Source organism: Saccharopolyspora erythraea, from assembly GCF_018141105.1.
Taxonomy (GTDB): Bacteria; Actinomycetota; Actinomycetes; order Mycobacteriales; family Pseudonocardiaceae; genus Saccharopolyspora_D; species Saccharopolyspora_D erythraea_A.
On the sequence record NZ_CP054839.1, the window covers coordinates 5,138,525 to 5,157,640 of the forward strand.

13 protein-coding genes are annotated in these 19,116 nt (G+C 72.4%); 4 read left to right on the forward strand and 9 right to left on the reverse strand.

Annotated features, from left to right (window positions below):
* Nucleotides 1-9 precede the first annotated feature (9 nt).
* Nucleotides 10-2,895, forward strand: coding sequence for a LuxR family transcriptional regulator (locus HUO13_RS23145; RefSeq protein WP_249123973.1), 2,886 nt, complete (start codon nucleotides 10-12; stop codon nucleotides 2,893-2,895).
* A gap of 114 nt (nucleotides 2,896-3,009) precedes the next feature.
* Here the strand turns inward: HUO13_RS23145 and HUO13_RS23150 are convergent, their stop codons facing one another.
* The 4 genes from HUO13_RS23150 to HUO13_RS38140 all read right to left on the reverse strand — a co-directional run bounded on the left by HUO13_RS23150 (nucleotide 3,010) and on the right by HUO13_RS38140 (nucleotide 9,158).
* The gene (locus HUO13_RS23150) at nucleotides 3,010-3,417 is read right to left on the reverse strand and encodes a hypothetical protein (RefSeq protein ID WP_211897192.1); all 408 of its coding nucleotides are present in this window, start codon (nucleotides 3,415-3,417) and stop codon (nucleotides 3,010-3,012) included.
* 523 nt (nucleotides 3,418-3,940) lie between these two features.
* A complete protein-coding gene (locus HUO13_RS23155; protein WP_211903074.1) occupies nucleotides 3,941-7,183 on the reverse strand; it encodes an acetyl-CoA carboxylase family protein in 3,243 nt (1,080 codons plus the stop codon).
* A 14-nt stretch (nucleotides 7,184-7,197) separates the two neighbouring features.
* Complete coding sequence (locus HUO13_RS23160) at nucleotides 7,198-8,913, reverse strand: AMP-binding protein (RefSeq protein WP_211897193.1); 1,716 nt, start codon at nucleotides 8,911-8,913, stop codon at nucleotides 7,198-7,200.
* Between the two features lie 113 nt (nucleotides 8,914-9,026).
* Nucleotides 9,027-9,158 carry a hypothetical protein gene (locus tag HUO13_RS38140; RefSeq protein WP_282974273.1) on the reverse strand — a complete coding sequence of 44 codons (132 nt, stop codon included), beginning with the start codon at nucleotides 9,156-9,158 and terminating at the stop codon, nucleotides 9,027-9,029.
* Between the two features lie 75 nt (nucleotides 9,159-9,233).
* Between HUO13_RS38140 and HUO13_RS23165 the strand changes: the two genes are divergently transcribed.
* Nucleotides 9,234-9,980, forward strand: coding sequence for a lipoate--protein ligase family protein (locus HUO13_RS23165; RefSeq protein ID WP_211897194.1), 747 nt, complete (start codon nucleotides 9,234-9,236; stop codon nucleotides 9,978-9,980).
* A gap of 89 nt (nucleotides 9,981-10,069) precedes the next feature.
* Here HUO13_RS23165 and HUO13_RS23170 read toward each other — a convergent pair whose 3' ends face one another.
* From HUO13_RS23170 to HUO13_RS23185, 4 genes are all read right to left on the reverse strand, one after another.
* Nucleotides 10,070-11,206, reverse strand: a complete 1,137-nt coding sequence (locus tag HUO13_RS23170; RefSeq protein WP_211897195.1) for an aromatic ring-hydroxylating oxygenase subunit alpha — start codon at nucleotides 11,204-11,206, stop codon at nucleotides 10,070-10,072.
* Nucleotides 11,207-11,325: 119 nt separating this feature from the next.
* Nucleotides 11,326-13,782: a GcvT family protein gene (locus tag HUO13_RS23175; protein WP_432757765.1), complete on the reverse strand. Its 2,457-nt coding sequence runs from the start codon at nucleotides 13,780-13,782 to the stop codon at nucleotides 11,326-11,328.
* Nucleotides 13,783-13,822: 40 nt separating this feature from the next.
* Nucleotides 13,823-14,452 carry an MBL fold metallo-hydrolase gene (locus tag HUO13_RS23180; RefSeq protein ID WP_211897196.1) on the reverse strand — a complete coding sequence of 210 codons (630 nt, stop codon included), beginning with the start codon at nucleotides 14,450-14,452 and terminating at the stop codon, nucleotides 13,823-13,825.
* Nucleotides 14,452-15,537: an S-(hydroxymethyl)mycothiol dehydrogenase gene (locus HUO13_RS23185; RefSeq protein WP_211897197.1), complete on the reverse strand. Its 1,086-nt coding sequence runs from the start codon at nucleotides 15,535-15,537 to the stop codon at nucleotides 14,452-14,454. Before HUO13_RS23185 ends, HUO13_RS23180 begins: the two co-directional genes overlap by 1 nt.
* Nucleotides 15,538-15,865: 328 nt before the next feature.
* On the opposite strand from HUO13_RS23185, the gene HUO13_RS23190 reads away from it, so the two are divergent.
* Nucleotides 15,866-16,216, forward strand: coding sequence for a bifunctional 3-phenylpropionate/cinnamic acid dioxygenase ferredoxin subunit (locus HUO13_RS23190; protein WP_211897198.1), 351 nt, complete (start codon nucleotides 15,866-15,868; stop codon nucleotides 16,214-16,216).
* The gene (locus HUO13_RS23195; protein ID WP_211897199.1) at nucleotides 16,213-17,400 is read left to right on the forward strand and encodes an NAD(P)/FAD-dependent oxidoreductase; all 1,188 of its coding nucleotides are present in this window, start codon (nucleotides 16,213-16,215) and stop codon (nucleotides 17,398-17,400) included. Before HUO13_RS23190 ends, HUO13_RS23195 begins: the two co-directional genes overlap by 4 nt.
* A gap of 240 nt (nucleotides 17,401-17,640) precedes the next feature.
* Here HUO13_RS23195 and HUO13_RS23200 read toward each other — a convergent pair whose 3' ends face one another.
* A complete protein-coding gene (locus HUO13_RS23200) occupies nucleotides 17,641-19,101 on the reverse strand; it encodes an aldehyde dehydrogenase family protein (protein ID WP_211897200.1) in 1,461 nt (486 codons plus the stop codon).
* Nucleotides 19,102-19,116 lie beyond the last annotated feature (15 nt).

Here is a 19,116-nt window from a genome sequence, read left to right on the forward strand (position 1 = left end):
GAGCAGCCGATGCCGCAACACGCGTGTTCTTCCGCCCGGCAGAACACGCCCTCGGTGGGCCTGCGCACGAGTTCGCCGGTGCTCATCGGGCGCGCCGCGGAGCTGGACACGCTGGTCACCGCGGTGAACACCGCTCCGTCGGTGGTGTTCGTCGAGGGCGAAGCCGGGATCGGCAAGACCCGGCTGGTCAGCGAGCTGCTGATGGCGGTGCGCTCCGATCCGGTGTGGGTGACCACCGGCTACTGCCAGCCCCTGCGCGACCCGTTCCCGCACGGCGTGGTGTTCGAGTGCCTGGGCGGATGCGCCGAGCGGCTGTCGGACCCCGGCAGGCTCAGCGCCGTCACCGGATCGCTGCGCCCGTACCTGCCCGAGCTCGCCGACCGGCTTCCTCCGGCACCCGAACCGCTCGGCGACCAGGCGGCGGAACGCCACCGGCTGTTCCGCGCGGTGCGGGACCTGCTCGCCGCGCTCGGCAGGGTCGTGGTGGTGGTCGAGGACATCCAGTGGGCCGACGAGGGTTCGCGGCAGCTGCTGCGATTCGTCATGACCGATCCGCCGCCCGGGCTCGCCCTCGTGGTCACCTACCGCAGGGAGGAGCTGCCCGGCCGTTCCGCCGCGCTGGGCAGAGCCTTCCGCCCGTCGCCCGGCACCAGCAGCGCGCACCTCGTGCTGGGGCCGCTGGAGCCGGAGGAGGTGGGCGGACTCGCCCAGGCCATCCTCGGCACGCCGGTGTCGCAGGAGTTCGCCGTCGACCTGCACGGCGGGACGGCCGGAGTTCCCTTCGTGCTGGAGGAAACGCTGCACGCGCTGCGCCAGCGGGAAGGAGGCGTCCGCCCGGACGGCCGCGGCGTGAAGCGGATGCTGGCCGAGCTGGAGGTCCCGGCCCTGCTGCGGGAGGCGATGCTGGAGCGGCTGGACGGCCTGCCCGCCCACGCCCGGGCGCTCGCCGAGTGCGCGGCGGTGCTCGACTGCCCGGCCGACCTCGGGCTGCTCGCGTCGATGACGATGCTGGCACCGGCGCGAGCGGGAACCGCCGTCTCGAAGCTGCTCACCGCCGGGGTGCTGGTGGAGGACGAGGACGGCCGCTACCGCTACCGCCACCCACTCGCCCAGCGTGCGGTGTACTACGCGCTGCCGGGACCACGCAGGCAGGAACTGCACAACCGGGCGCTGCGCATGCTGGCCAGGCAGGACCCGAGACCGCTGCTCATGCTCGCCGAGCACGCCAAGCGGGCCGGTCAGCACACCGCGCGGCTGCGCTACGGCGAGGAGGCCGCCGACCTGGCCATGCAGGCGGGCGACGCCACCACCGCCGTGGAGCTGCGGCTGTCGCTGGTGGCCGAGCCCGCCGTGCCACCGGCCGACGTGAACCGGCTGGTGAGCAGGCTGTGCCAGGACGCGCTCACCGGACTGCACCAGCACGAGGTCACCGCGGAGCTGGAGCGGCTGCTCACCGACACCCGGCTGTCCGAACAGGTGCGCGGCGAGGTGCGGCTGGGCCTCGGGCTGCTGCTGATCCGCCAGGAGGGGGCGCTCGAGCGCGGCCGGGTCGAGGTGCGACTGGCCATCGACGACCTGGGCACCCGGCCCGACCTGGCCCTGCGCGGGATGGCGGTGCTGGCCCTGCCCTACATCGGCATCACGCCGCTGGCCGAGAACATGCGCTGGCTGCAACGGATCGAGCGCGAGCTGGGCGCGGTCCCAAGGGACCTGTCCGGCTTCGCGGTGCTGGCCAACTCGATCGGCGGACGAATGCACGTCGGCGACCCGCTCGCCTGGCAGCAGCTCGCGCGAGTCGACCCGCTTTCCGACGACGTCGGCGAGCAGCGCCACATCGCCCGCCTCTACTGCAACCTCGCCGACTCGTGCTCGTGGACCGGGCACTACGAGCAGGCCGAGCGGTTCATCCGCAACGGGCTGAGCATCGCCGCCCGCTGCGGCGCGCCGTACGTGGTCGGCACCGCCGAGGCGACCAGGATCCGGCTGGACTGGATGGCCGGGCGCCGGGCGGGGCTCCAGGAACGGGCGCGGCAGCTCGCCGAGACCTACCAGCACCTGATGCCGGTGGTCAGCGAACTGCACCTCGTGCTGGGATGGATCGATGCCGCGCACGGGAACTGGGACGGTGCGGCCGAGCACTTCGCCCGCACCGGGCTGCCGGATCCGGGCAACTCCATCGCACCGGTGATGCTCGCGGCCTTCGGCGGTGTGGTGAGCGTCCGGCTGGCCCAGGACGACGTCGTGGAGGCGTGCCGGCAGGCCGACCGCGGGCTGGAGGTCTTCCGCCACAAGGGCGTGTGGGCGTGGGCCGGGGAGCTGGTGCCGGAAGCCGTCGAGGCGTACTGCGCGGCGGGCAGGACCGCCGACGCGGAGAAGGTGACCGAGGAACTGGCCGCCGGTCTGTCCTTTCTGGACGCTCCGCTGGCCGAGGCGGCGCTGCTGGAATGCCGGGCCCGGATCGCCGTGCACCGGAGACGGCCGTCGTCCGCGGCCCAGGATTTCCACCGCGCAGGGCGGGAATACGAGCGGTTGGGCGTGCCCTACCGCGCGCTGCGGATGGCCGAGCTGGCTGCCCGCCGCGCACCTGGCGGACCGGAGTGCATGGGCGAGCTGGCCGACCGCTACGCCGAGCTGGGTGCGACCCGCGACGCGGCCCGGTGCCGCCACCTGTTGCGCAGCCACGGCGCCACGACGCCGTCGCGGCGGGGCAGGCGCGGTTACGGCAACGAGCTCTCGCCGCGCGAGCAGGACGTCGCACGGCTGCTGGCCGGGGGCCGCACGAACCGGGAGATCGCCGAGGCCCTCTTCCTGTCGCGGCGCACGGTGGAGCAGCACGTCGCACGCGTGCTGCGCAAGCTCGGCGCCGCCTCGCGCACCGAGCTCCAACGGCGCTGAGCGCCTGTCTTCGAGCTTCGAAGCGGCGCAACCGCTCACCCGGCCTCGCGACCGGTGAGGTTCTTGCCCACGCCCGCCGCCGGTGCCAGGCGGACCCGGCACCGGCGGTGTGCCTCAGAGCAGGTCGAGCGGCAGGTCCGCGTGGCCGACGAGCTGGTCGGCGACGTCGCCCACGACCGGCAGTTCGGCCGGCGCGGGCAGGGTGCTCGCCACGTCCTCGACCGGCAGCGCGCCGGTCAGGTCGTCGGTCGGCAGGTGCTCGACCAGGTCGCCGGCGATCTGGCCGGGCTCCAGGTCGAGACCGCTCAGGTCGCCGGGAACCGAGGCCGCCGACGGCTCGAACTCCTCGACGTCACCGACGGCGTTGCCGGCGGCCGCGACGTTGGCGACCTCGTTGCCGCTGAGGACGTCGTGCACGCTGACGAGGTTGTGCGAGTCGTTCTGCTCGATCTCGATGTCGACGTCCGGACGGGGGTCCGGCGGCGGAGTCGGTCCGGGCGGAGGCGTGGGGCTGGGAAGCAAGTCCTCTTCCTCTCGGTATCGCAGGTGTGCGGGATGTGCGTCCGACCGACGACATCCGGCGGACCCGGCGCGAGCGGCGCGGCCCCGGGTGGGTGCTGCCGCTGGTGGCAGCACCGCGCGGCGGCGTGCCTGCCGTCAGCCCGTCGGCGGTCGGTCGTTCCGAGGACGGCCGGGGTTCCGGCCGGTCACCGGCCTGGGTCAGGACCGGTCACCGCGAGGGGGGCGGCATGCGACCGGGGTCCGGGAGCCGCCCGCGAGCGGCCCGGACGATCCCGCTGCGCTCGGCCGGCTCCGGATCGTTCCTCGGGGGCGACGACGGGAACCGGCCAATGCCGGATGACGGCACCTTTTCCCTTCTCCAACACGGAAAGTCAGAAAAGTGTGCCGTTTCCCACCGTCGTGATCACTCTATCGGGTTGAGCACGTAACGAACATGGTCCGCTACCCCTAGTCATTGACTTTCTCTGTTAGGGGCATCCTTGCGGGGCGCCATGGGGGATGCCGCCCGGTGTCGTCCGGATGCTCACCAGGTGTCCACGCAGGGCCTGCGGCCTCCGACCGGCGCCGAGGGCTCCTCCCCCGTCAGCAGGGCGGCGATCCAGCGGCGGGACTCGGCCGGGTCGATCACGTCGTCGATCTCGAACGCCGAAGCCACGTTCGTGGCCTGCCCACGCTCGTACTCAGCGGCGACCATCTCCTCGAACCTGCGCTGCCGCCGCGCCGGGTCGGCGATGGCCTCCAGCTCCTTGCGGTAGCCCAGCCGCACCGCGCCTTCCAGTCCCATCGGTCCGAACTCCCCGGTGGGCCAGGCGATCGTGAAGCGCGGCTCCCGGAACCCGCCCGCTGCCATCGCCTGCGCGCCGAGTCCGTAGCCCTTGCGCAACACGATCACCCCAAACGGTACCGACATCGCGGCCGCGTTGACGAACATCCGGCTGACGTGCCGGACCGTCGCGGTGCGCTCGGCGTCCGGGCCGACCATGAAACCGGGGGTGTCGCACAGCGAGAGCACCGGCAGGCCGAAAGCGTCGCAGAGCTGGAGGAAGCGCGCGATCTTGTCCGCAGCGGGCGAGTCGATGGCGCCGCCCAGGTGCGCGGGGTTGTTGGCGATCAGGCCCAGCGGCCTGCCCTCCACCCGCACCAGCGCGGTGACCGCGCCGTGCCCGAAGTCGCGCCGGAGCTCCAGCACCGAGTCCACATCCGCCAGATCCTCGATCAATGCGCGGACGTCGTAGACGCGCAGCCGGTTCTCCGGGACGGCGTGGCGAAGCCTGCGCTGGTCCGGAGCCTCCCACCGCGACACCGCGCCCTGGAAGTAGGACAGGTACTTCTTGGCCAGCCCAACGGCGTCGGCGTCGTCGCGGGCCAACAGGTCGATGACGCCGTTGGCGCGCTGGACCTCGGTCGGCCCGACCTCGTCCGGCGCGAACACGCCGAGGCCGCCGCCCTCGATCATCGCCGGGCCGCCCATGCCGATCGACGCCTCCGGCGTGGCGATCACGACGTCGGAGCAGCCGAGCAGCGCGGCGTTGCCCGCGAAGCAGCGTCCGGAGGCGATGCCCACCAACGGCACCACACCGCTGAGCCGCGCGTAGAGGGCGAAGGCTCGGCAGTCCAGTCCGGTGACGCCGCTGCCGTCGGTGTCGCCCGGCCGGCCTCCACCGCCCTCGGCGAAGAGCACCACGGGCAGCCGGGCGCTCTCGGCGAGCTCGAACATGCGGTCCTTCTTGGCGTGCCCGCGCTGGCCCTGCGTCCCGGCCAGCACCAGGTAGTCGTAGGACAACGCGACCACGCGGGCGTGGTCGAAGTCGGCGCCGTTGACAGCGCCCACGCCGGCGACCAGCCCGTCGGCAGGGGTGCGCTCGACCAGGTCCCGCAACGAGCGGCGACGCCGCTGCGCGGCGATCGCGAGCCCGCCGTACTCGACGAAGGTGCCTTCGTCGCACAGGTCGGCGATGTTCTCCCGGGCGGTGCGGCGCCCCCGGTCGTGCCACCGGGCGACGGCGTCGGGGCGTGCCTCGTCGGCCAGCGTCGCCCGCCGCTCCCGCAGCGCCGCGAGGTCCGGGCGCGGCGCGTCGAGATCGACCGCCGCGGTGCCGGACTCGCCGCCGTCCTCGTCCTCGCCCGGCGACAGCAGCGCGACCGGCTGGCCGGCGGTCACCACGTCGTCGACCTTCACCAGCACCTCGGCCACCACACCCGGGGTGGCGGCGCTGACCGGATGCTGCATCTTCATCGCTTCCAGAACGGCGATGACCTCGCCCCCGCGGACCGGCTCTCCCGGCGCCCGGCAGACCTCGACCACGGTCGCCGCCATCGGCGCGGTCACCTCGACCACGTCGTCGCGGCCGGGCAGCGCCACGGATTCGGCGCCCACACCGTCCAGTTCGGACAGCACGTCGTCGACGAACGTGGTGTGCACGGCGCCCGCCCGCACCTCCGGTCGCGCGAGCAGGCTGCGCAGCAGTTCGCGGTTGGTGGCCACGCCCTCGACGCGGAACTCCCCCAGCGCGCGGTGGGCTCTGCCGACGGCGTCGGCGAGCACCGGAGCGGAGTCGCGCGCGACGAGCTTGGCCAGCGTCGAGTCGTAGCGCGGGCTGACCCGGTAGCCGGGGTATCCGCAGCCGTCGACCCGCAGGCCCGGCCCGCCGGGCGGTTCGTAGGCGGTGAGCGTGCCGGTCGCGGGAATCGCCTGGCCTTCGGCGGTCAACCGCTCGGTGTTGAGCCTGGCCTGCACCGCGAATCCGCGCGTGGCGGGCAGTTCTCCCGGCGCAAGACCGAGGTCGGCCAGGCTCGCTCCCGCCGCGACCCGGATCTGCGCGCGGACCAGGTCGATGCCGGTGACCTCCTCGGTCACCGTGTGCTCGACCTGCAGCCGCGGGTTGGCCTCCATGAAGTACCAGCGGGGCACTCCCCCGTCCCCGGCCTCGACCAGGAACTCGAAAGTGCCCAGTCCCCGGTACCCGGCGTGACGCGCGAGCACCGAAGCGGCGTGCGCGAGCGCCTGGCGTACCGGGTCGTGCAGGTCGGGGGCCGGCGCGATCTCCACCAGCTTCTGCCTGCGCCGCTGGAGGCTGCAGTCGCGGTCGCCGAGGACCGCCACGGCACCGCCGGCGTCGGCGAGCACCTGGACCTCGATGTGCCGGGCGCGACGCAGGAACTGCTCCACGAACACCCCGTCGTCGCCGAACGCGGCGCGCGCCTCGGACCGGCAGCGCAGGACGGCCTCGGCCAGGTCCTCGTCCGGGGCGACCACGCGCATTCCGCGTCCACCGCCACCCGCGACAGCCTTGACCACCACCGCCGAGCCGCCGGGCAGGCCGGCGCGGAACTCCTCGGCCTCGCGGGGACCGCTGATCGCCGAGGTCCCCGCCAGCACCGGCACGCCGCAGCGCGTGGCCAGCTCCCTGGCCCGCGTCTTGTCACCGAGCACGTCGAGGGTTTGCGATTCCGGCCCGACCCAGGTCAGCCCGGCTTCGACGCACGCGTGGGCGAAACCCGCGTTCTCGGCCAGGAACCCGTAGCCGGGGTGCACGGCGTCGCAGCCGGTCGAGCGAGCCGCGTCGACGAGGGCGGCCCCGTCGAGGTACCCGGCAGGCCCGGTACCCGGAAGCGGCACCGCGCGGTCTGCCATCCGCACGTGCAGGGCGTCGGCGTCGTCGGCCGCGTGCACCGCGACGGTTCCGACACCGAGTTCCCCGGCGGCCCGGATGACGCGGACCGCCACCTCCGCCCGGTTGGCCACCAGCAGTCCGGCGATCTGCATCTGCACCCTTCCCACTACGGTCGCGCGGTGAGCCGTTCGGCCTCTTCCAGCAACCGTCCTTTTTGGATTTTCCCGGTGGCGGTCATCGGCAGCGCGTCGACCAGCCGCACGACCGGAACCTTGTACGGCGCCATGTTGAGCCGCGCCCACTCCCGCAGCGCGGTCTCGTCCAGCTCCGCTCCGGGCGCGGGCTGCACGAACGCCACCGGCACCTGCCCGCGCTCGGGATCGGTCTTCGGCACGACCGCCGCACCGAGCACGCCGGGATGCCTGGCGAGCAGGCTCTCCACTTCGGACGGGAAGACGCTCATGCCCGACACCTTGATCATCTCCTTGTTGCGGCCGAGGTAGTGCAGGCAACCGTCCTCGTCGACGATCCCGAGGTCGCCGGTGTGCAACCAGCCGCCGCGCAACGCGTGGGCGGTCGCTTCCGGCTGCTCGTAGTAACCGGTGAGCAGCGACGGCGAGCGCACCACGATCTCGCCCGTCGCGCCCAGCGGCAGCGGCTCGCCGGTGACTTCGTCTACCACCATGAACTCCGTTCCGGGAACCGGAAGTCCGCAGAACACCGGAGCGGTGAGCAGGTCGTGGTCGCCCGCCTGGAAACCCTCGGTGATCGAGTCCGCGGTGTGGGTCTCGGTCATCCCATACGAAGCCTCGCGCAGCACGCTTTCCGGTCCGGCCAGCTCCCGCCACCGCTGCCGCAACCGCGGTGTCAGCTTGCGGACGAACGACATCGCGCGCGGCCGGCGCAACGACGACAGGTCGCGGCAGCCGGAGTCGGGGTGGTCCATGAGCTCGACGTAGTTGTCCACCGTGCCCAGGATCGTGGTCACCCGGCGTGCGCTCACCGCTTCCAGCACCGCGCCGGCGTCCCAGCGCGTCAGCAGGACGACGGTGCTCCCGCAGAACAGCGGCACCAGGATTCCGAAGTCCTCCCCCGCGATCCAGAAGATCGGCACGTAGATCAGGAAGACCTCGGGTTCGCCGCCGGTGACGTCGATGCCCGAGGCGGCCGCGGCGGTGGCGGCGGTGTAGATCATGTGGCGCTGCGTGTGCTCGCAGCCCTTGGGCATGCCGGTGGTGCCGCCGGTGTAGTTCAGCGCCGCCAGCGCGTCGAGGTCGGCTTCACGTCCGGGCGCGGGCGGATGCGCGAGCGCCCGAGCCCAACCGCTCGCGACGTCCGATTCGGCGCGCAGCGAAGCGGGCTCCGTACGCACCGGTTCCGGCGGCAGCATGTCGGCCGGCGCGGTGACGAGCACCTCGCGCAGGGCGGTGTCCGGTCGCACCTGTTCGACCAGCGGGAACAGCGCGTCCAGCGACAGCAGGACCGACACGCCCGCGTCCGTCAGCTCGTGGCGCAGCTCGTGCTCGCGGAACATCGGGTTGATCGGGACGTACACCGCGCCCGCGCGCAGGACGCCGAGCATGGCGACCACGAGCTGCGGGCAGTTGGGCAGGAACACCCCGACCCGCTCGCCCGGGACGACCCCGACCGAGCCCAGCCATCCCGTGAACCGCGCGGCGAGCTCGTCCAGTTCGGCGTAGGTGATGCGGCGTCCGTAGAAGTCGTAGGCGACGCGGTCGGGAACCGTGCGCGCCCAGTGGCTCACGTACTCGGTGACCGGCCGCTCCCCGAGCGGGTACTCGACCTCGCGCGGGATGCCCGGCGGCCACACCTCCTGCTGACGCACGCGCAGATCCGCGAGGTAGTCCTCAACAGCGCCCATCCCACCACCCCATTGAGACCGACTAGTCGGTATGCGGGAGGTTAAGTTCGGGGGTCCTGGTGGTCAACCCTCGTCGACCGATCGGCCGTGCGGCCGGCGGCCGACCGCACCTCCTACGCCAGCCGCACCAGCGGCGGCGCCACCGACGACGGATCCAGGCGGGTCGCCGGCTCGCGGGCGCGCCGCGGACGGTCGTCGGCCATGGGCGAGGCGGCGAATTCCAGCGTCGCGACCGCCACCGACATGAGTTGCAGCCGGCCCGAAGCCTGCGGCCGCGTGCGGGGCCCGGACAGCCCGTGCCCGCTGGTTAAGCTCGGGGCGTGGACCTCCTGCACGGCGCCCTCGGCGCGGACGAAGACCAGGCGTTGGAGATCGCGGTCGCGCACGCGTTGCTGCGCGGGGTCAGCCGCGGTGACTCCGGGGCGATCCTGCGGGTGTACCGGCCTACGGCACCGGTCGTGGCGTTCAGCCGCCGGGACTCCCACCTGCCTGGCTTCGACGCGGCGGTCCGCGCCGCTCGCGACGCGGGGTTCCAGCCGCTGGTCCGGCCGCAGGGCGGCCGCGCGGTGGCCTACACCGAGCAGTCGGTCGTGGTCGACCACGTCAGCCCGCACCCGGACTTCCCTGCCGGGCTCAACGACCGGTTCACCGACTACGGGCACTTGTGGGCGGCCGTGCTCCGGGAGCACGGCGTGGACGCCCGGGTCGGTGCGGTGCCGGGCGAGTACTGCCCCGGGGCCTACAGCGTCAACGCCCGCGGCGTGGTGAAGCTGGTCGGCACGGCGCAACGACTGGTGCGGCAGGCGTGGCTGTTCAGCGCTGTGGCGATCTTCGACGGCGCCGAGGTGCTGCGGCCGCTGCTGACCGAGATCTACGCCCACCTCGGTCTGGACTTCGACGGCACCTCGGTGGGCTCGGTGCGCGAGGAGGTGCCCGACCTGGACCTGGAGCGCTTCGAGTCGGCGGTCATCGCCTCCTACGGTGCCCGGATCGAGTTGACCCCCACCGCACTCGACGACGGGGTGGTGAGCGCGGCCCGCGGCCTGGCCGTCGACCACCGGCTCTGAGCACCGAGGTCAGGCGGTACCGCCGCGCTCCCCGCCGATGCGCCGGGTGCGGCGGGTGGCGGGTCCGACAGCCGCCACCCGCCGCGTCCTCACTCGCCGCCGGCGCCTTCGCCGATCTGCTCCCGAACCCAGTCGTGGAATTCGGCGATGTGGTGTTCGCTGGGGACGAAGACTCCGCCGCGTGCGTAGCCGCGGGAGTCCATGGCGAGCTGGCAGCGTTCGCAGGCGTCGAAGTCCTGGCGGTTGACGCGGTCGAACAGCTCCACCGAGTGCGACAGGTCGCGGCCGGAGTCGACGACCTCGGGCAGGTACAGCCAGTCGCACTCGATCAGCGTGCGGTCCGCAGCGACGGGGAACATGCGGTGCAAGATCACGTGGTCGGGCACCAGGTTGATGAACACCTGCGGGCGCACGGTGATCGCGTAGTAGCGCCGGTCCTGCTCGTCGGACACGCCGGGCAGCCGGTCCAGGCCCTGGCTGCCGTCGACGGTGAAGCCCTGCACGTCCTCACCGAACTCCGCGCCGTGGCCGACGTAGTACTGCGCGGCGAAGCCGTCGGCGAACTCCGGTAGCACCTCGGTGAGCTCGGGATGGATCGTGGCGCAGTGGTAGCACTCCATGAAGTTCTCGATGATCTGCTTCCAGTTCGCCTTCACGTCGTAGGTGATGCGCTTGCCCAGCTTCAGCGCGGCGATGTCGTAGGAGTTGATCGCCCCGGCATCACCCAGCCGCGCGGTGACATCCGAGACCACGGTCTCGTCGAACGACGGCGGCTGCTCGGCCAGGCACACCCACGCATACCCCAGCCACTCCCGCACGTGCACCCGGTTGAGCCCGAACTCGGTGCGGTCGATGTCGGGCATGTCGTTGAGGTTGGGCGCGGCGATCAGCTTGCCGTCCAGCCCGTAGGTCCAGGCGTGGTACGGGCACTGGAAAGAACGACGCACCTCGCCCTTGTCTTCGGTGCACAACCGGGCACCCCGGTGACGGCAGATGTTGAGAAACGCATTGATCCCGCCGTCCCGGCCGCGGGCGATCAACACGCTCTCCCGCCCGACCTGCACCGTGCGGAACGCACCGGGCTTGTCCAGATCATCACAGCGCACCGCACAAAACCACTGCGCCTCCAAAATCCGCGACTGCTCAAGAGAAAAAATCGCCGGGTCGGTGTAGTACTGGCCGGGCAACGTCGCCATCAGGCTCTGCGGCGATCCGGTCGTGGTCATGACAGCAACCTCACAGGGGTCGTACGGGTGGGTTGTGCGGAGCGGCCCGGCGACATCACCGGGCCGCGACGGTGGCGGTCGGTTCGGTGCGGGTCACCGCGGAGGCGACCCATGCCGCTTCAGCGGCGGATGCGGGCCATCTCCGGGTCGAACAGCGGTTCCTCGGCGACGGTCGCGGGCAGCCGCTCGGCGAAGTACTCGACGTCCACCCGCGTGCCGGGCGCGGCGGCGTCCGCGGGCAGCCACGCGTAGGCGATCGAGCGGCCGATGGTGTAGCCGAAGGCCGCGCTGGTGACGTAGCCGACCGAGCCGTCGGCGGTGTGCACCGGCTCCTTGCCCATCACCACGTGTTCGGGCTGGTCCATCAGCAGCGGCACCAGCCGCCGCCGCGGCTGCTCGGCCGCCGCCTCCACCAGCGCGGAGCGGCCGACGAAGTCGGCCTTGTCCATCCGGACGGCGAACCCGACACCGGCTTCGAAGGGGTTGTGCTCGGTGGTCATGTCGGTTCCCCAGGACCGGTAGCCCTTCTCCAGCCGCAGGCTGTTGAACGCGCTGCGGCCTCCCGCCGTGACACCGAGCTCCTGCCCGGCCTCCCACAGCGCGTCCCACAGCCGCAGGCCAACGTCGGAGTCGGCGTAGATCTCCCAGCCCAGCTCGCCCACGTAGGACACCCGCATCGCGGTGACCGGCACCCCGGCGATCCGGGCGTGCTTGGCCTTGAAGAAGCCGAAGCCCTTGTGCGAGAAGTCGTCGCGGCTCAGCGGCTGCACCAGGTCGCGGGCCAGCGGCCCCCAGACCCCGACGCAGCACGTCCCGGCGGTGATGTCGCGGACCACGACCGAGCCGTCGGCCGGGACGTGGCGCAGGAACCAGTCCAGGTCGAGGTTGCCGTTGACGCCGATCTGGAAGCGGTCGCGCTCCAGCCGCGCCACGGTCAGGTCGCTGCGCACCCCGCCCGCCTCGTCGAGCAGTAGCGTGTAGCGGACGGTGCCCGGCTTGACCGCCATCTGGTTGGTGGTCATGTGCTGGAGGAAGTCCAGCGCGCCCCGACCTGAGATCTCCAGCCGCTTCAACGGGGTCATGTCGTAGAGCGCGACCTTCCCACGCGTCGCGTGGGCCTCGGCCGCGGCCGCCGGCGACCAGTACCGCGACGCCCACGCGCCCCGTTCCGGCACCTCGAGCCCTTCGGCCGCTTCGGCGTTGGCGTCGTACCAGTGCGGGCGCTCCCAGCCGTGGGCCTCCAGGAAGTACGCGCCCAGATCCCGCTGCCGCGGGTAGAACGGGCTCACCCGCAGCCGGCGGGGCCGTTCCGCCGGCTGCAGCGGGTGCAGCACGTCATAGACCTCGACGAACGCCTGCGAGGCGCGCTCGTGCACGTAGTCGGTGTCGAGTTGCACCTGCTCGAAGCGGTGCACGTCGCACTCGTGGACGTCGGTGTCGGGCTGCCCGTCGACCAGCCACTGCGCCAGCGCCCGCGCCACGCCCGCGGAGTGCGTCACCCACACCGCCTCGGCCAGCCAGAATCCGGGCAGCTCGCGGGACTCGCCCATCAGCGGCATGCCGTCGGTGGTGAACGACATGATCCCGTTGAAGCCCTCCTCGACCTTGGTGTCCTGCAACGCGGGCAGCAGGTCGAGGGCGTCCTGCCAGGACGGCTCGAAGTCCTCCGCGGTGAACTCCAGCATCGAGGGCATGACCTGCGCGGCGGCGGAGCTCGGCACCTCGGCGAGGTCCACCGGCATCGGGCGGTGCGCGTAGGAGCCGATCCCGATGCGGTCGACGTGCTCGCGGAAGTACAGGTCGGCGTCCTGGTGGCGCAGGATCGGCCGGGAGAGCTCGTCGCGTTCGTCGTTGAGGCCGGCGAGTTCGGCGAGCTGCGTGGTCTTCGCGTACTGGTGCGCCATCGGCAGCAACGGCACGTCCACACCCGCCATCCGGCCGATCCGCGGGCCCCACAGCCCCGCCGCCGACACCACGACGTCGGCGGGCAGCACCCCCTGGTCGGTGACCACGCTGCTCACCCGTCCGCCACGCTGCTCGATGCCGACGACCTCGTGGTGGGCCAGGAACACCGCTCCCCTGGCGATCGCGCGCCGGGCCTGCGCCTCGCACGCACGCAGAGCCTTCGCCAGCCCGTCGCCCGGGGTGTGGAAGCCGCCGAGGACCCGCTCGCGGTCGATCGTCGGCCACAGCTCCGCGCACTCGAGCGGGTCCAGCAGCCGCGAGCCGATGCCCCACGAGGTCGCCAGGCCGTGCCTGCGCTGCAGGTCGGCCCACCGCTCGAAGGTGGTCGCCAGCTCCAGACCTCCGACGGGCAGGAAGCACGGCGCCCCGTCGAGGTCCATGCCGCGGAACTTGCGCACCGTGTAGTCGGCGAACTCGGTCAGGGCCTTGGATCCGTTGGTGCGGAACACCAGGCCGGGCGCGTGCGAGCTGGAACCGCCGGTGGCGAACAGCGGCCCCTTCTCGACGACCGTCACGTCGGTCCAGCCGCGTTCGGTGAGCTCGTCGGCCAGCGAACATCCGACGATGCCGGCACCGATGACGACCACTCGGGGTGTGGCGGGAGATGTCACCAGCGTTGGTCCTTTCTCCAGAGGCGGGGTGGCGCCGGGCTCAGTGCCCCCGGGCGATCCAGTCCGGCAGGTTCGGGGATTCGGCGCCGATGGTCGTGGTGGGCCCGTGTCCGGTGTGCACGACGGTGCTCCCGTCCAGGTCCAGCAGGCGCGAGGTGATCGAGCGGATGATCGTGGTGAAGTCGGAGTACGAGCGGCCGGTGGCGCCCGGGCCGCCCTGGAACAGGGTGTCGCCGGAGAACAGCCAGCCCTGCTCGGCGGCGTGCAGGCAGACGCTTCCCCAGGTGTGGCCCGGGGTGTGCAGGACCTGCAGGTCGGTGCCTGCCACGGTCAGCAGCTCGCCGTCGGCGATCGTCCAGTCCGGCGGCCGCTCGGCGTGAACCTGCTGCCACAGCTCGAGGTCGTCGGCGTGCAGCAGCACCGGGGCACCGACCTTGTCGGCCAGCGCGACGGCACCGTTGATGTGGTCGTTGTGGCCGTGAGTGCACACGACGGCGGTGACCTTGCGCTCGCCGACGGCGTCCAGCACCAGGTCCGGGTCGTGCGCCGGGTCGACGACCAGGACCTCGCGGTCGTCACCGACCAGCCAGACGTTGTTGTCGACCGCGAACGTGCCGCCGTCGAGGGCGAAGACTCCGGAGGTCACGACCTTCTCCACGCGGGCGGTCATCAGAGGACCACCACCGAGCGCAGCACCTCGCCGCGGTGCATCTTCTCGAAGGACTTCTCCACCTCGTCGAGCGCGATCCGCTCGGTGACGAACGCGCCGAGGTCGATGCGGCCCTGCTGGCTGAGCTCCACCAGCTCCGGGAAGTCGCGGCCGGGCAGGCAGTCGCCGTACCAGGACGACCTGACCGCTCCCCCGCGCGCGAAGACGTCGATCAGCGGCAGGTCCAGGGTCATCTCCGGGGTCGGCACGCCCACCAGCACGACCGTGCCCGCCAGGTCGCGGGCGTAGAAGGCCTGCTTGAACGTCTCGGGGCGGCCGACCGCGTCGATCACGACGTCGGCACCGAACCCGCCGGTCAGCTCCCGGACCGCCTCCACCGGGTCGGCGTGGCGGGCGTTGACCAGGTGGGTCGCGCCGAAGGCCTCGGCCCAGTCCAGCTTCTTCGAGTCGAGGTCGACGGCGATGATCCGGCGTGCACCGGCCAGTTCCGCGCCCACGACCGCCGCGCTGCCGACGCCGCCGCAGCCGATCACCGCGACCGTGTCGCCGCGGCGCACGGGGGCGGTGTTGACCGCGGCGCCGATTCCGGCCATCACGCCGCAGCCCAGCAGCCCGGCCACCGCCGGGTCGGCCTCGGCGTCGACCTTCGTGCACTGCCCCGCGGCGACCAGGGTCTTCTCGGCGAAGGCGCCGATGCCCAGCGCCGGCGAGAGCGGCGTGCCGTCGGCCAGCGTCATCGGCCGGCGGGCGTTGTGGGTGTCGAAGCAGTACTGTGGCTTGCCGCGGCGGCAGGCCCGGCACTGACCGCACACGGCCCGCCAGTTCAGGACGACGAAGTCCCCGGGCGCGACCTCGGTGACCCCCTCGCCGACGGCCTCGACCACGCCGGCGGCCTCGTGCCCGAGCAGGTAGGGGAACTCGTCCCCGATCCCGCCCTCGCGGTAGTGCAGATCGGTGTGGCAGACCCCGCAGGCCTGCACGGCCACCAGGGCCTCGCCCGGGCCGGGGTCGGGGACCAGGACGTCGAGCACCTCGACCGGTGCGCCCACCTCGCGCGCGACGACGCCGCGGACCTGATGCAGCAAAGGACGCTCTCCTCTCCGGGAGTGTGGAGTTCGGGGATTCGGGCCGGAGGTGGCCCTAACCTGCACAGTTGCGCATTAAGCACCTTGTTGCTTGATGGGAAACAACGATGAGGCCGCACCCCTGCGCTGTCAAGAGCCCCGCGCCGATCAACTCCGGGTTACCGCGACGTAACCCCCCGTGGGTCGCATCGCGTTGCCGGAGAAGGGAATCCGCGCGCGAAACGTTGCGGGCGAACGGCGCGATCCCTCTTGACGACCACCCCGGAGTCATGGAGCCTGTTGCGCATAACGGTTGCTGTTCTCTTATGCGCAACAAACAGGAGGGCTCATGTTCGCCGTCTGCCGTACCGAGGAACTGCCTCCCGGCGAGTCCGCGCGGGTCGTCGCCGACGTTCCCATCGCGGTGTTCAACGCCGATGGCGAGTACTACGCGGTGGATGACACGTGCACGCACCAGGACGCCTCGCTGTCCGAGGGCTTCCTGGAGGGCTGCTTCGTCGAGTGCCCGCTGCACGCGGCGTTCTTCGACCTGCGCACCGGCATGCCGACCTGCCTGCCGGCCAAGCGCCCGGTGCGCACCCACGCCGTGACCGTCGACAACGGCGTCATCTACGTCGACGTCACGCCCCGCCGGACCGCGGGCCAGGACGCCGCTCTGGAACAGGAAAGCGTCGCATGAGGACGATCACCGTGGTGGGAGGGTCGCTGGGCGGGTACTCGGCGGCCCAGCAGCTGCGCGCGCAGGGCTTCGACGGCAGGCTCGTCGTCGTCGGCACCGAGGTCCACCTGCCCTACGACCGGCCGCCGCTGTCGAAAGACTTCCTCAAGGGCCAGATCGGCACCGCCGACCTCGCGCTCGGCGAGCAGCAGGACTTCGACGAGCTCGAAGCCGAATGGCGGCTGGGCGAATTCGCGGCGCGCCTGCGGCCCGCCGACGCGGGCATCGAGCTCTACAGCGGGGAGCAGATCGGCACCGACGGCGTCGTGATCGCCACCGGGGCCTCGACCCGGGTGCTGCCCGGCAGCGCCGGCGTCGGCGGCGTGCACACCCTGCGCACGCTCGAGGACGCCCAGGCACTGCGCGAGGAGCTGACCACCGGACGCCCGAACGTGGTGGTCATCGGTGCCGGGTTCATCGGCGCCGAGGTCGCTTCCTCCTGCGCCGCGCTCGGGCTGGACGTGACCATCGTCGAGGCCGCCGAACTCCCGCTGGCCCGCGTGCTCGGCACGCGCCTGGCCTCCGCGTGCGCGGCACTGCACAGCGAGCACGGCGTGGCGGTCCGCTTCGGGGCCGGGGTCGAAGAGCTGCGCTCGGCCGCGGGCCACGTGGTCGGCGTGCGACTGGCCACCGGCGAGGAACTGCCCGCCGACGTGGTGGTCGCCGGCATCGGGGTCCAGCCCAACACCGGCTGGCTGAGCGGTTCGGGCCTGAGCCTGCACGACGGCGTGCTCTGCGACTCCGGTGGCGTGACCGACCTGTCCAACGTCGTCGCCGTCGGCGACGTGGCCCGCGTCTTCCGGCCCGACCTCGGCAGGAACGTGCGCACCGAGCACTGGGCCACCGCCAACGGCCAGCCGCGGATCGCGGTGCGCAACCTGCTGGACGGCATCACCAACGAACAGCACACCGACATGCCCTACTTCTGGTCCGACCAGTACGGGGTCCGCATCCAGTTCGCGGGCTTCGTCCACCCCGAGGACGACGTGCGCATCATCGACGGAGACATCGAGGACCGCTGCTTCCTGGCCCAGTACGAGCGCGACGGGCGACCCGTGGGCGTCCTGGCGTTCAACCACCCCCGCGGCTTCGGCCGCGCCCGCCGCCAGCTGTCCAGGCCCACCCTGGACGTGGCGACCTCGTAGGACGCCCGCGGGCCGAGCTCCCCGCCTGCCGTCGATCTCGCAGGGCGCGCAACGACTTCCGCGGGGACCAGGGCGCCGCCACTCGCACTTCCTCCACACGCCGCCGGGAACGGTTCCCGGCGGCGTGTGGTGCCCGGACGTGTTTCAGATGTGGCATGCGCAGTGGGTCGCCTGGCGGAACCTCAGCCGCCTTCTCGCTCCGGGATCTCCGACTGACGTATAGCCCGCTTGCGGCTCGTCCTAGAACGGGTACTGCTGGATGCTGCCCTGGATGGTGACCCACTGGGTCTCGGTGAACGCCTCGACGTTGGCCGCGGCGCCGCCGATGCGGCCGCCGTTGCCGGAGTCGCGCACGCCCCCGAAGGGGATGTGGGGCTGGTCGCCGACGGTCTGGTCGTTGACGTGCACCAGCCCGCTGGGGATCTGCTTGGCGACCTCCCACGCCCGCATCGCGTCGGCGCCGAGCACGCTCAGCGACAGGCCGTACTCGGAGTCGGCGGCGATCTCCACCGCCTCCTCGACAGTCCGGTAGCGCAACACCGGCGCGACCGGCCCGAAGATCTCCTCGGCGAAGGCGGGCGTGTCCCGGCGGACCTGGTCCAGGACGGTCGGCCGGTAGAAGAGCTCCTCGTAGGTACCGCCGGCCACGACCCGCGCACCGGCCTCGGCGCTCGCCGTGACCAGGCGGTGGATGTTGTCGCGCTGCCCCTCGTCGATGATCGGGCCCAGCGCGACCTCGGCGGTGTGCGGGTCGCCGACCGGCAGGGCGCGAGCCTTCTCGGCGAGGGCGGCCACGTAGTCGTCGGCGATCGACTCGTGGACCAGGTGCCGTCCGGCGGCCATGCAGATCTGGCCCTGGTGCAGGTAGGCGCCCCACGCGGCGGCGGAGGCCGCGGCGGCCACGTCGGCGTCGGGCAGGACGATCAGCGCGTTGTTGCCGCCCAGTTCGAGGTGCGTGCGCTTGAGGTGGGTCGCCGCGGCCTCGGCGACCTTGCGCCCGGCTCCGGTGGAGCCGGTGAAGGCGATCACCCGGGTGTGCTTGTTCGCCACCAGCGCGGCACCGGCGTCGGCGCCACCCGGCAGCACCTGGAACACCCCCTCCGGGACGCCCGCCGCCGCGAAGACCTCCGCGAGCGCCGCGCCGCCGCACACCGCGGTGCGCGTGTCGGGCTTGAGCACCACGGAGTTGCCCAGCGCGAGCGCGGGCGCCACCGCGCGGATGGACAGGATCAGCGGGAAGTTGAACGGCGCGATCACGCCCACCACACCCGCGGCCACCCGCCTGCTGAAGCTCAGGCGCCCGTCGGCGGCGGGCAGCAGGTCACCGCTGGGGTGCGAGGGCAGTGCCGCGGCCTCGTAGCACTCGGTCGCGGCGGTGCGCAGCTCGAGGTCGGCCTTCGCGCCGATCGAGCCCGCCTCGCGCACCAGCCAGGTCCGCAGCTCCGGCGCGTGCTCCTCGAAGAGCCGACCGGCGCGCCGCAGGATCGCCGCGCGCTCCTCGAACGGCGTGCGCTCCCACTCCCGCTGCGCGGCGGCGGCCCGCGCGCACGCGGTGTCGACGTCGGCGGGCGTGGCGGTGCCCACCTGGCCGAGCGACTTGCCGGTCGCGGGTTCGGTCACCTGCGACGGCGCACCGCCCGCGGTGCTCCACCGTCCGGTGAAGATCTTGTTCTCCCAGACCTCGGGGTCGACGAACGCCATGCGGGACCTCTCCTC